This is a genomic window from Acinetobacter sp. TY1 (genome assembly GCF_048551395.1).
Lineage (GTDB): Bacteria > Pseudomonadota > Gammaproteobacteria > Pseudomonadales > Moraxellaceae > Acinetobacter.
In genome coordinates this window covers 33,048-46,149 of record NZ_JBLYZK010000009.1, presented here as the reverse complement: position 1 = coordinate 46,149, position 13,102 = coordinate 33,048, and the positions used below count along the sequence as shown (strand labels likewise).

Genomic DNA, 13,102 nt, shown 5'->3' with positions numbered 1-13,102 from the left:
GATCTTAATTCTTTGTTAAATCAACGGTCGCTTCCATAGAAAGACCAACACGTAAAGGATATTTTTCCAAGTCTTTTGAATCAAGTTGAATACGTACAGGTAAACGTTGAACCACTTTAATCCAATTCCCTGTCGCATTCTGTGCAGGAATTAAGGCAAATGCTGAACCTGTTCCACCTGAAAAACCAATGACCTTACCGTGATATTCAACATCATCACCATATAAATCTGATGTCAATGTAACCGTTTGCCCAACTCGAACTTTTTCCAATTGGCTTTCTTTGAAATTCGCATCAACATAAAGTTGATTGATTGGAACAATACGCATTAAAATTGAACCAGGTGCAACACGTTGTCCCACCTGAATACTACGACGTGCCACCACACCATCAAGTGGTGCACGAATTTCTGTACGCTGTAAATCTAACTGAGCCTGTTCAACTTTTGCCTGTGCAACCAATACGTCAGGTGTTGAAGATTGTGATGCACCTTTAATAAGTGCTTCATTGGCATCCAAATTACTTTGGGCTGCTTTACGTTTCGATTCCGCTTGTGCTAAAGCTGCTTGTGCCACTTTCAAGTTAGCTTGAGCATTGTCTAAAGCACTTTGTGATTTGGTAAACTCTTCTTTAGAAATTGCCCCCGAAGCACTGAGTTTATTTCGACGATCAAACTCTTGTTGTGCTTGTTGCTGTGCCACTTGTGATTGTGCCACCTGCGCTTTGGCACTATTGATGTCATCACCACTAATCATAATTTGAGATGATAACGAACTACTATTTGCAGAACTTTGCGTATATTGACGTTTAGCTTTAGCAAGTTCCGCCTGTGCTTGTGCAAGTGCAATTTGTGCATCTCGAGGATCAACGATAGCCAACACATCACCTTGTTTCACTTGCTGTGTATCGCTGACCTTAACTTCGGCAACTTGCCCACTCACCATTGAAGTAATTTCAGCCGTTTCTGCACCGACATAAGCATTGTCTGTGCTGACTGTCTGTCCAAATACTAAATGATAAATTGAATACACAAGCGCAATAATGATGAGAATCACCGCAAAGATACTGAGTAACTTCTTACGCTTGGTTTTCATTGCTTGGTCAGTTTCTGACGATTCAATTTGTGGATCAGGTGTATTTTGTGCTTCGGTCATCGCATATTCCTAACTGACTTAAACTCGGTCAAAACATCAGCACACTCTAAACCTATAATCTGAAGATAGTCTGAATCACAGTTTATGGTATTGGAAGGTTTGTATTGAAGATGGTCAAGTCAATTTCTTAAAATTTTAGGGTCTAATTTTACTATGAAAAATCACAATATGAGAATAAAAAAATAACTCTATAGTTTAATTTTAATTTTTAAAGCAATACTATTGATTCTATTCTTCTTTTAAATAAAAAATAAGCCACCAGAATGCTTATTCTGATGGTTTGTTTTGACACAATGAGTACAAAGTGTACCAATTAGTACACTTTGTCAATTTAATCAATACGCATAAGATGCAATAGCAGTGGCAATCGCCTTCCCTTCATTATTGCTCATTGTCATACGCATGGTACAACCTTTACGTCCCATACGGAGTGTTTCAGCACGAGCAATAAAATACTCGCCACGACCCGGTGCCAAATAATCTACACGCATATCGACTGTCGCAAGGCGTGAAACTTTTTTAAGTGTATCGGGTAGTTGATCTGCTTCAGCGCGTTTATATAATTCTCCCATTGCGACAATGCCACCAATACTATCAAGTAAAGTTGCAGCAACACCGCCATGTAAAATTTGAAAAGCAACATTTCCAATCAAGTAGGGTTTCATTTCAATGAAACCCTCAATTTCACCATCAACTACACGCATTTGCATGGCGTTATGAGAAAAATAAGGTGAACCATTAAATGCTTGCGTTAACTGATTAAGTACGACATTGATATCAGCTTTAGCACCTAAATGTAAGTTACCTGTCCACTTCTTTTGTGACTCTTGGAGAGTTGAATCACTTTTAAGCGAATCTTGAGGAGAATCATTCATTTTACATCACCGCTTTTCCAAATCGACATCATCAAGAAAAAAGCACACACTTTTTTCCAAAAAAAAATATTAAGAGTCTACAATAAGCCACTAGTTTAATACTGAATAATGAGATTGTTATGACTTATACGTTCAATCGTCCAGCGTTTCCTGCAACTCGTATGCGCCGTATCCGCAAGAATGATCAACTCAGAGCTATGGTTAGCGAAACGCATTTAACAGCAGATCATCTTATTTATCCAGTATTTGTACTTCCGGGTCAAAATCAAAGCCAAGACATTCCAAGCATGCCGAATGTGCAACGTCTTTCAGCCGATCTGTTGCTTAAGAAATCAGAAACCTTACTTGAATTGGGTGTGTCGAAGCTTGCACTTTTTCCTGTAACGCCACAAGAAGACAAAAGTTTATTGGCAGAAGCTGCTTGGCATGAAGATGGTTTAGTACAAAACACTTTACGCCTACTGAAAAAAGAATTGCCTGAGATGGTACTCATCACAGATGGTGCGCTTGATCCTTATACCACGCACGGTCAAGACGGCATTTTGGATGAAACCGGCTTTGTCTTGAATGATGAAACCGTTCAAGCCCTTATCAAACAATCTCTCAGCCATGCCGAAGCAGGTGCAGATGTGATTGCTCCAAGTGACATGATGGATGGTCGTATTGGTGCAATTCGCCAAGCGCTTGAAAGTAATGGTCATATTTATACAAGCATTATGGCGTACTCAGCAAAATATGCATCAAGTTTCTATGGGCCATTCCGCGATGCAGTCGGTTCATCAAGCAACTTAAAAGGTGGCAATAAATACACGTATCAAATGGATATTGGAAACCGTGCAGAAGCATTGCATGAAATTGCACTCGATATTCAAGAAGGTGCAGACATGGTCATTGTGAAACCAGGTATGCCATATTTAGATGTTGTGCGTGAAGTGAAAGATACTTTTGGCGTACCAACATTTGTTTATCAGGTCAGTGGTGAATATGCAATGTTGGCAGCTGCCATTCAAAATGGTTGGTTGTCAGATAGCGTCATTATGGAATCACTCATGTGCTGTCGCCGTGCCGGAGCTGATGGTATTTGGACATATTTCGCGGAAGATGCAGCACGTAAATTAAAAGAGATGAAATAAGTTTTATCTTAAAAAATACATCAACAAAAAAGCTTCATTAATATGAAGCTTTTTTAATCTTAAAATTTACCATATAACAATAGGTTTTTTAATTCCCCCTTTACTCTTGCAGAGCTAACGCCTCAATCCCACAAGAAGAAATCTCCAACTTAAAATTTAAATAATGATAAATACTCAGTTTTAATTTTTGCAAGAACCTTACAGTTTTACATCAATATTTATAACTATATGCAAGCCCTAAAATATCTTGACTCATTCATGGTGGTGACCTTAATATCAATTAAGGAAATCATATTTTGTTTAAAACATTTTTTAATCCAACTAAAAATGGCATGCTTATCTTTTTTACACATAAGTGAAATTGAAAATAATTTTTATGTATATAAAGAAAAATATTCACAATGCTATTTTCAATATGCTCTAATATCTAAACATTTTTAAACAGAAATACAGCATGCACATCGCCATTATCGGTGCAGGGGTCAGCGGATTACTGACCGCACTCGAACTTGTAGAGCAAGGCTGTGAGATAAGTCTATTTGATCAACAACAGACAGGACATGCTGCTTCATGGGCAGGTGGTGGAATTCTCTCCCCGATGTATCCATGGCGATATCCGCGTGAAGTCAATCACTTAGCAAAAGATGGTAAAGCTTTATATCAACACTGGAATGCAAAAATTTCACCCAAAACAGGCATCGATTTTCAAATTAATGAAACTGGTATGTTAATTTTTGATGAAGATAATTTTGAAATTGGATTGAATTATAAAAATTTATACAATGAGCCGATGCAACACTGTGAATATTTAAAACGTGAACAACTTGAACATGTCAATCCGCATATTTCAACAGCATTTCAACATGCAATTCATTTTCCACAGCTTGCCAATGTGCGTAATCCACGATTATTAAAATCACTCACGGCATATTTAAAACAGCACCCTCAAGTCAAGATTTATGAAAACACATGGATTGATGAATTCCACATTCAATACGGGAAAATTCAATCGATTCAAGCACAAAATGGGAAAAAATTCGTTGCCGATCAATTTGTGATTGCAACTGGTGCATGGTCAAATCATTGGTCGAAGCAACTACACGTTCAGATTCCCGTTGAACCAGTACAAGGGCAAATGTTGCTCTTTAAAACGCCTGAAAATTGGCTACCGACCATGTGTATGAATCAGGTCATGTATCTGATTCCTCGTTTAGATGGTCATGTGGTCTGTGGTTCGAGTATGAATCATCTTGGTTTTGAGCATCGACCATCGGTGCAGACTCAACAAAATATTTTTAAAGCCTGTACGCAAATAGTCCCTGAACTTGCCAATTTTCCGATTGTAAAACAATGGGCAGGTTTACGCCCAAGCTCCCCCACAGGTATTCCCTATATTGGACAAATGCCAAATATTGGAAATCTTTGGGCAAATTTCGGACATTATCGAAATGGTTTATGTATGGGACCATCATCGGCACAATTGCTTAGACAACTGATGTTAAAGCAACCGACAAATGTTGATCCTACAGCCTATTCACCATTACAACTGATTTAAAAAGATTTGATACACAAACATTAAGCGATTTAAAAAACTACCCAAATAATCATGTTAGAAATAGCGAAATTATTCACCCATGATATTTTTCAATGCCGATTTATAATCAGAATATTTGAACTTAAATCCTGCTTCCATCAATGCGTTTGGCTTTACATATTGCCCATTGAGCACCAATTGTGACTGCTCGCCCATCATCAAACGCATCACCCATGCAGGTAGGCATAAAAATGGTTTACGTTTTAAAGTTAATGCCGTGATATTTGCAAATTCAGCTTGAGAAATATGGTCAGGCGCAACAACGTTATAAATTTTATCTGTTGATGTGGTTTTAAATAAAAAGTAAATGGCTTGAATGACATCATCTATATGCACCCAAGTGATCGGCTGTTTACCTGATCCAATTTTTCCTATCAAATTTAATTTAATGGGTAATAACATTTTCGGTAAAATACCACCGCCCTGCCCAAACACGATACCTAATCGAATAATACGTGTATCTTGCTCAGCATCTTTCAGTGCTTCTTGTTCCCACTGTTGGCAGAGCTCTGACATAAAAATAGCTTGTGGTTCACTATGCTCATTACAACTTTTAGCCCAAAGTTCAGATGGGTCAATGCCATAAAAACCAATTGCAGAACCTGAAATAATACGTTTCGGTTTCATCTTATTTTTTTGCAAATAGCGATACAATTGCTGTGTCGTTTCAACTCGACTTTGAATCAGCTGTTTTTTTCGTGCATCTGTCCAACGTCCATCACCAATACTTTCACCTGCCAAATTGACTACATAATCAATTTGATGCGTTTGAATCTCATCGAAATGCTGAATCCATTTCATATTTGGATGTTTTGCAACACGATTTGCCTGACGGGTCAAAGCAATGACCTGAAAATCACGATCAAGTAAAAACTTAACAAGGCGTTGTCCAATAAAACCTGAAGCCCCTGTGACCAATACTTTTTCTTGAATCATAAGCCACCTTTCATTCTTTTCATCTGTGATTATTGGGTGGCTATTGCATCTTCAATCAACTTCAATATTGTCAATTATATCAATAGCCATAAAATACTGATGACTGAGTTATAACATGAATAAGCGCTTAAAATAAAATCAACTCAAATTTAATTCGGATACATTTTAGCAGCCATACGCTGTGCTTGTTTTCCATAAAACCACCATGTAATCAAATACAAAGGAATAGCTAAGACCAATAGTAAAATCAATATCAGGCTAATAAAGTTGGCTTGTTGCAAATACAACATAAAATTTTGCCAAACCTCTGGGTCTTTACGTGAAAATAATGCCAAACCGGCAATCACACCTAAAATATTATAAGCCCAAAAAATGAGTGTGAAGCCCAAGGTTAATTTTTTTCGTTCATTTTCACTCGGCGCACGGCGTTCTTTTTTTAAAAATAGATACAGCACAAAAATCATGGAAAACAAATAAGGAATTGCTGTTAAAATTCCTCCAAACCCTGTTGGCAAAAGGGCTGCGAGTACACCAACAATGAGAGTCATAATCAAACATAAAATAAAAAACCACAAAAAATACCGTCTTAAAGAGGTCATAAAACTTATCCAAAAAACAAAATATACAGACAGTATAGAAAATATTTCGATATTTTTTAAATTTTATGTCAACCAATTGAAACTTGTTGTCGTTATATATGCATAAGGTTCATAAAAGTCATTTTTATTTGCACCGGCATCCGCAAATAAGCCTGACAACCTTGACTCCCTGAGCTATAAAATCCATACGATGTGGATACGATTTGGAACAGCAGTCCAAATCCTAGATCACAAAGTATTTTGGCCGACGATTTACTCATCACTCGAATCGTCGGCTTTATTTTGCCTTTTTTTTGAAATTTAATACCCATTTTAAACATATCAAATACAATTCCTCATCACCTTATTGGTAGCAAAATGACATACTTCATCAAAATAGTGAGGTAAAATAAAAATGAAAAATATAATGACTCAATCTATCCATTTGAAAAAATACTTTATTTCTCATAACCACATTCCTCACAAAAAGATCAGCAAAAAAACACATTGTCTTTTTTCTACGTTTTTGCTCGGTTCAGTTTTATCTATTTCCCATAATGCCAATGCTGAAGGTCATAATGCTCAACCCAATTATCCTTATTTCATTACTACACAACCTTTAAATATCAAAAATATCGCTGTACCCATAGGAACAAAACTGACCTACGAAATTACCTATTTCAAAAAAGGACAACAACAAAAATCGCTTTCTGAAGAAAAACTGACAACGATTGATTTTCCTGAAGGTTCAACATTCATTTGGGGTGGTGTACCTATTTATTCTATTAATAAATTTTTTAACTCTGAAATGACGGGATATAGCGTTTATGCAGATTTATCAAAGCTCAATGCTCATAATCAATCACAATTTTCAAAATTATGGGATAGCTGTAATGATAACTTAGGCATTACTGTACAAAATAGCAATGATTGGTCTTTCAATAAAAAGAACATTCTTGATGTCGAAAGTTGTAGCGTGAACTATCAACGCTATTTCAAAGAAAATTCAGAGCAACAAAAATTTTTAGATAAGCTGTATCAAGCATTACAAAATGTACAAGTGAAATAATAAAAAAATAACGTTTAAATGAAGAATTTTCACAATTTATAAATGGCTATTTTGTGAAGTAATTTTAAAAAAAGTTCTAATTAACATGTCTAAACCATAAGGATAAATATTGATAATGAATTTTAATCACTTATCAAAAAATAATTTAAATAATTAAAAAACAAAAACTTAATAACTATTTAGGCTTTAAAATTTGATACAACCATAGTATAAATATTAGCCTTGAGTGGACAAACACCTAAAGAAAATTTTATAATTTCTAATAAATATTCAAAAAGTTACTTTGAGCCATTAGCAACACGTTTTGTCAAATTAACCCCATAAAAAATTTATAACTTAAAAATAGGTATCTCATCATGCCATTCCCAATTGAAGAACAATACATCGTTATCGCCGAACAAGAATTAAACTACAGATTCCCTTCATCCTTTAGAAATAGAATGATGCAAAACAATGGTGGAGAAATTGAAATTCGAGATGATATTTGGCATATCTTTCCTTTTTTTGATCAAGCTGATATCAAGAGAAAAATGCGGACGTATAGCAATATTATCTTTGAAACTCGCCAAATAAGAAAATGGGCAGGCTTTCCTGAGCAAGCCATTGCATTTGCTCAAAATGGAAATGGTGATTACCTTATTTTTCTGCCTAAAAATACGCTTTCGAGTGAACATGCAGAACCTGTGTTTATTTGGTTTCATGGTACAACCGAAATTAAAAAAATTGCTGATGATTTTCAAGTACTTTTATAAGTTTAAAATCAATCATATTACCCATATAAACCGATATAAATTGTCATTGTACTTTAAGCAAAGCCGTGTCAAATAAATAAAACGTGTTAAATTACCTTGAGCATTTCAAATACTTGAGTTCTTATGACTGTACGTTTTTTTCATACTTCTGATTGGCATTTAGGACAATACTTTCATAGTCACTCACGCCAATTTGAACATGAACAGTTTTTAGCTTGGTTACTTATACAAATCAAAGAAAAACAACCACATGCCTTACTCATTGCTGGTGATATTTTTGATGTTATTAATCCTGCTTCAGCGGCACAAAAACAACTCTACCAATTTTTAGCCGATGCACACGACATCGCACCACACATGCAAACACTCATGATTGCTGGTAACCATGATTCAGGCTATCGCATTGAACAGGTCGAACCTTTACTTGAAAAATACAATGCTAAATCTGTGGGTGTAATTCATAAAAATGACGATGGTCAAATCAATTTGGATCATCTCCTTATTCCCATTACCAATGAACAGCAAAAGACTGTGGCTTTGTGCTTGGCTCTTCCCTTTCTACGCTCGTCTGAAATAACAGGCTTAAATGAGCAAACTACAAACAGTCAAAATGCCATTGCTTATGTACATCAACAGCTCATTTCTGAAGCCAAGCAACGTAAAACGGATGATCAAGCGCTGATTCTGATGTCACATGCGCACATGCAAGGCAGTGAAACTTCTGAATCCGAACGCCCAATTATTATTGGCAACGAAGAAGCCTTATCGACAGCATTATTTGATGATGTGATTGATTATGTCGCACTCGGTCATTTACATAAACCACAAAAAGTTGGACAAACGCATATTCGCTATAGCGGTTCGCCCCTACCACTCTCTTTTAGTGAAATTAACTATAAACATCAGATTGTTGAAGTCACCATTGATCCAATTCAAACAGATGAATCTCGTTTTACCTTTGAGCCAATTTACATACCCCGACCAATCAAACTGCATAAAATTGCAGGAGAATTAACAGATGTTCTTGCACAGATTCAAACATTAGCTGAAGGTGAAATTACCGAGATTGATCAGCGTGAATTTGTGGATATTGAATACTTTACCCTTGTGCCACCGCCACCGAATTTACGCCAACACATTGAAGAAATTATTCCCAAAAATCGTTATAGAATTGTACGAATTTTCCGTAAGCGCCTTGTCGCCGACCATCAAAATGACGCTGCAACTTCAGTTCATTTAGAGCCGCCAACACCTAAAAAGTTGTTTCAGCAAATTTGGCAAAAACAAGGCTATTCAAATGATGATGCTGTACTCCAAGACTTTTTAAGTTTGATACAAGAAGCAGAAAAATCACTTGAAGATGAGCATGAAGCATAAGGATTTAACATGAAAATTTTATCAATTCGTATTAAAAACCTAGCATCACTTGCAGGTGTACATTTTATTGATTTTGAGGCTGAACCTTTAGCTTCAGCAGGTTTAATTGCTATTGTTGGAAAAACTGGAGCAGGAAAATCGACTATTTTAGATGCAATGTGTCTTGCACTCTTTAATAGAATTCCGCGCTTGAAAGACAGTGATGGTAAGCTTCAAGATATAGATGGCTCAGAGCTACCAACTAACTCGCCTTTAACCGTACTTAGACGAGGTACAGCACATGGTTTTGCCGAACTGACCTTTGTCGCACAAGATCAAAAAATCTATTTGGCACGTTGGGAGCTAAAACGTTCACGTGAAAAAGCTGACGGAAAACTACAGAGTGTGCAACGCTATTTAAAATGTATTACCGATGGTGTTACCGTTGCAGACAAAACTAAAGCTGTTGACATCAGCATTCAAAAAATCACACAACTCAGTTTTGAACAATTCACACGAGCGGTACTCTTAGCACAATCGGAAGTGACTGCATTTTTAAAAGCACGTGACAATGAACGTGGCGAGTTACTTGAATATCTAACAGATTCTGCAATTTTTGCCAAAATTGGACAATTAGCATTTGAACGAACAAAAGCTGTAGCTTCAAAACGTAAAGAATTGGAAAGCTTCCTCGGCAATATTGACATACTAAGCGATGAACAAGTCACTGAATTAAATCTTCAATTTAACCAAGTTGATACTGACTATAAAAAATTTGAAACTGAAAAAATACAACTTGAGCAACAACGACAATGGTTTGAACGTCAGCAAAAATTGCATATCGACATTGCTACAAAACAACAGGCTGTCGATAAAAATCAAAAAATACAGCAAGATTTAGCCTCAGAACGTACACAATTGGCTCGTTTAGAGGTTTTTTCTGAAATTCGGTCTCAGGTCGATCAACAACAAGAATTAGTCAAAATAGCACAACAACTTGTACCTAAAATCCAAAAGCAACAATTGAATTTTGATACCTTACAAACTCGTTTTGATGCCGAAAAAACTGACTTCACACAAGCTGAAGATGCACAAACTCATGCACATCAATTTGAACATGAACACCGCGAAGCCTTAGATCACATTCGTACTTATATGCAAGAGCGTGAATTTATTGGTAAAACATACAAAAGCATTCAAAATAAAATTTTAGCTTTAACTAATGATGAAAAACCCCTCACGACTGAATCTGAATCACTTCAGCAAAATCACGAAAAGCTTACGGGGCAACTGACTCAAATTCTGCAACAACTCGAAAGTACAAAACAATTTTCAAATCTTGACCAAAGCTTAACAACACATCTACATCAGTTAAAACAATTTATTCCGCAGTATCAAAAAATTGAAGATGAACTTGGACAATTCGTTCAGGCAGAGCAGCAGCTTGCTGAACAAAAAATACAGTTAGCACAGTCAATAGCGCAAGTCGGTACAGTCGATCAAATTGAGCAGAAGATGACGAGCATTCGTCTGCAACGTGATCAATTTTTTCAGCAGCATACGAAATTAGATTCAATTCAGCAAAAACTCACCCATTTTTTTGATCTAAATAATGAAACTGTGCAGTGGCATGACAAACTAGCGACCACAACTGTAGAATGGCAAAGTGTGAAAAATAAAGCGATCGAAGCAGAACAGCTCTTTCAATCTGCAAAAAATGAACGCTTAAAATTACATGCTATTTTGCAACAACAACGTCTATTACATGCTGAAAATGTAGAAAATTTACGTACACAATTACACGATGGTGAACCTTGCTTTGTTTGTGGCAGCACGTCTCATCCATTTAAAATGGATGATTCTGCGGTATCAAAAGCTTTGTTTGAATTACATCAACAACAAGAACATCAAGCTACTGAAAACGAACAGCACCACTTTAATGTATGGCAAAACGTTCAGGAAAAACAAACTCAATTAAATACGAAAGTTGAGCAATTTACGAATATGATTCAGACACTTACTGACAAAAAGATGGCTGTGCAATCTGCTTTAATTCAGCAAACAGAGTCTATTAACATTCAGCTCAATCTCACTCAATCTCAGGCAGAAATAAATACACAACTTCATATTTTTACTAAACAATTTGAGAAGGATTTACAACAGTGTGATGTACAAACGTTGCAACTCAATCAAAGTATTAAACAGCAACAGCAACTTACGCAACAAATTCAAAAGATTGAACATCTACTACAGTCCGCTCAGAACTTACAGATGCAGGTTCAACTCATTATAGATTGTCTAAGTTTAGATGAGCAGCAACAATGGCAACAGCATAGTAGCCAAACAGCGCAACTCATTTTGGCACGTTTAAATACACGTGTTTTACAGCGTGAACAATTACAATCGGTAGAGCAACAGCTTGAACTCAATATTCAACAAGCAAAGACCAATCAATTACAGCTTGAGAATGTACAAAAATTCATTGTTCAAGAACGACACAATGCCGAAATAAAAAAACAGGAAGGAATTGATAATACTGAAAAAGCATCGACCTTAATTTACAAAATATCGGGCGTTCAAGCGGATAAGCCACAAGAGTGGTTGGCGGAATATGATACTCAAAAACGTCAAGTGCAACAAAACTATCAAGTGTTAAAACAAAGTTTTGAATCACTACGTCATCAATTTGAACATGATAAAAATCAGCTTGATCAACTCAAAGTACAAGTCACACAAAACCAAGAGCATTCTGTGAACATCAATATAAATATTGAGCAATGGCTCAATCAGCATAGTAATTTCCAAATGCAGGATTTAAGTGAATTGGCACAAGTCAGCCCTGCACAAGAACAACATATTCGTCAGCAATTACAAACGGCTGAGCATTTATTAACTGAAGCCCTTGGCGCATTTAAAACCATGCAAGAACTGTTGGCTCAACATCTACAACATCAACCTGATATTGATCTGACGCAGTTACAGCAATTGATTGTACAAAATACTGAAAGCCTTAAATCACAGTTGGAAGTTCGAGATAGCTTCAAACTAAAACTTGAGCTACATCAGCAGAATATTGCCAAGCAAAAACAATTTGCGGATCAAATTGCTGAGGTTCAAGTTGAGGAGCATCGATGGAGTAAAATTTCAGGCTTAATGGGTGATGCCAACGGTAAAAAATTCCGTGATTATGCACAACAATACAACCTTGATATTTTGCTCGAACATGCCAATCAGCAACTTACGATGTTGTCACAGCGTTATACTTTAAAACGCCTAGATGACTCACTCAGCCTTGCCATTATTGACCATGATATGGATGGTGAAACACGTTCTGTAGCATCACTTTCTGGTGGAGAGTCGTTCTTGACTGCCCTCGCTTTGTCACTTGCAATTGCCAATATGGCATCGGGTAGCACGAAAATTGAAAGCCTATTTATTGATGAAGGTTTTGGAACACTTGATGCATCGAGTCTGCATATGGTCATGAATGCACTCGATCAATTACAGAATCAAGGACGCAAAGTCGTATTGATTTCACATATTCAAGAAATGCATGAACGCATTCCTGTACAAATTCAGGTACGCCCTTTAGGTGCTGGCGCAAGCACCATTGAAGTCGTCAGCTAACAGTTAGTTTATGTTTAGCTAAATAGGGC

Annotated in this window: 10 protein-coding genes; 6 read left to right on the top strand and 4 right to left on the bottom strand. The window is 36.4% G+C overall.

Translation table 11 applies throughout. From position 1 onward, the window contains the following. Positions 1-4: 4 nt before the first annotated feature. Both ACK2M2_RS07670 and ACK2M2_RS07665 read right to left on the bottom strand, forming a co-directional pair. Positions 5-1,153, bottom strand: a complete 1,149-nt coding sequence (locus tag ACK2M2_RS07670) for an HlyD family efflux transporter periplasmic adaptor subunit (protein WP_419347198.1) — start codon at positions 1,151-1,153, stop codon at positions 5-7. A 335-nt stretch (positions 1,154-1,488) separates the two neighbouring features. Then, positions 1,489-2,028, bottom strand: a complete 540-nt coding sequence (locus ACK2M2_RS07665) for a thioesterase family protein (protein ID WP_419347195.1) — start codon at positions 2,026-2,028, stop codon at positions 1,489-1,491. 119 nt (positions 2,029-2,147) lie between these two features. Here ACK2M2_RS07665 and hemB point away from each other — a divergent pair, with 119 nt between their 5' ends. Together hemB and thiO are read left to right on the top strand one after the other, a co-directional pair. After that, on the top strand, positions 2,148-3,161 hold the full coding sequence (gene hemB / locus ACK2M2_RS07660; RefSeq protein WP_419347192.1) for a porphobilinogen synthase: 1,014 nt from the start codon (positions 2,148-2,150) through the stop codon (positions 3,159-3,161). 454 nt (positions 3,162-3,615) lie between these two features. Then, entirely contained in the window at positions 3,616-4,716 is a 1,101-nt protein-coding gene (thiO, locus tag ACK2M2_RS07655) for a glycine oxidase ThiO (RefSeq protein WP_409511638.1), read from the top strand. Positions 4,717-4,785: 69 nt separating this feature from the next. On the opposite strand, the gene ACK2M2_RS07650 is transcribed toward thiO, so the two are convergent. Together ACK2M2_RS07650 and ACK2M2_RS07645 are read right to left on the bottom strand one after the other, a co-directional pair. Continuing rightward, entirely contained in the window at positions 4,786-5,691 is a 906-nt protein-coding gene (locus ACK2M2_RS07650) for a TIGR01777 family oxidoreductase (protein WP_419347189.1), read from the bottom strand. 149 nt (positions 5,692-5,840) lie between these two features. Beyond that, positions 5,841-6,290: an ABZJ_00895 family protein gene (locus ACK2M2_RS07645; RefSeq protein ID WP_419347186.1), complete on the bottom strand. Its 450-nt coding sequence runs from the start codon at positions 6,288-6,290 to the stop codon at positions 5,841-5,843. A gap of 406 nt (positions 6,291-6,696) precedes the next feature. On the opposite strand from ACK2M2_RS07645, the gene ACK2M2_RS07640 reads away from it, so the two are divergent. The 4 genes from ACK2M2_RS07640 (at position 6,697) to ACK2M2_RS07625 (ending at position 13,073) form a co-directional block, all read left to right on the top strand. Beyond that, positions 6,697-7,338, top strand: a complete 642-nt coding sequence (locus ACK2M2_RS07640) for a hypothetical protein (protein WP_419347184.1) — start codon at positions 6,697-6,699, stop codon at positions 7,336-7,338. A gap of 356 nt (positions 7,339-7,694) precedes the next feature. Further along, positions 7,695-8,090: an SMI1/KNR4 family protein gene (locus ACK2M2_RS07635; protein WP_419347181.1), complete on the top strand. Its 396-nt coding sequence runs from the start codon at positions 7,695-7,697 to the stop codon at positions 8,088-8,090. A 123-nt stretch (positions 8,091-8,213) separates the two neighbouring features. Further along, positions 8,214-9,467 carry an exonuclease SbcCD subunit D C-terminal domain-containing protein gene (locus tag ACK2M2_RS07630; protein ID WP_419347179.1) on the top strand — a complete coding sequence of 418 codons (1,254 nt, stop codon included), beginning with the start codon at positions 8,214-8,216 and terminating at the stop codon, positions 9,465-9,467. Positions 9,468-9,476: 9 nt separating this feature from the next. Further along, entirely contained in the window at positions 9,477-13,073 is a 3,597-nt protein-coding gene (locus ACK2M2_RS07625) for an AAA family ATPase (protein ID WP_419347177.1), read from the top strand. Positions 13,074-13,102 lie beyond the last annotated feature (29 nt).

Bases quoted from the DNA above. Each gene is read 5' to 3' on its own strand.
- ACK2M2_RS07670 (WP_419347198.1), bottom strand. From the start codon at position 1,153: ATGACCGAAGCACAAAATACACCTGATCCACAAATTGAATCGTCAGAA.
- ACK2M2_RS07665 (WP_419347195.1), bottom strand. From the start codon at position 2,028: ATGAATGATTCTCCTCAAGATTCGCTTAAAAGTGATTCAACTCTCCAA.
- hemB (WP_419347192.1), top strand. From the start codon at position 2,148: ATGACTTATACGTTCAATCGTCCAGCGTTTCCTGCAACTCGTATGCGC.
- thiO (WP_409511638.1), top strand. From the start codon at position 3,616: ATGCACATCGCCATTATCGGTGCAGGGGTCAGCGGATTACTGACCGCA.
- ACK2M2_RS07650 (WP_419347189.1), bottom strand. From the start codon at position 5,691: ATGATTCAAGAAAAAGTATTGGTCACAGGGGCTTCAGGTTTTATTGGA.
- ACK2M2_RS07645 (WP_419347186.1), bottom strand. From the start codon at position 6,290: ATGACCTCTTTAAGACGGTATTTTTTGTGGTTTTTTATTTTATGTTTG.
- ACK2M2_RS07640 (WP_419347184.1), top strand. From the start codon at position 6,697: ATGACTCAATCTATCCATTTGAAAAAATACTTTATTTCTCATAACCAC.
- ACK2M2_RS07635 (WP_419347181.1), top strand. From the start codon at position 7,695: ATGCCATTCCCAATTGAAGAACAATACATCGTTATCGCCGAACAAGAA.
- ACK2M2_RS07630 (WP_419347179.1), top strand. From the start codon at position 8,214: ATGACTGTACGTTTTTTTCATACTTCTGATTGGCATTTAGGACAATAC.
- ACK2M2_RS07625 (WP_419347177.1), top strand. From the start codon at position 9,477: ATGAAAATTTTATCAATTCGTATTAAAAACCTAGCATCACTTGCAGGT.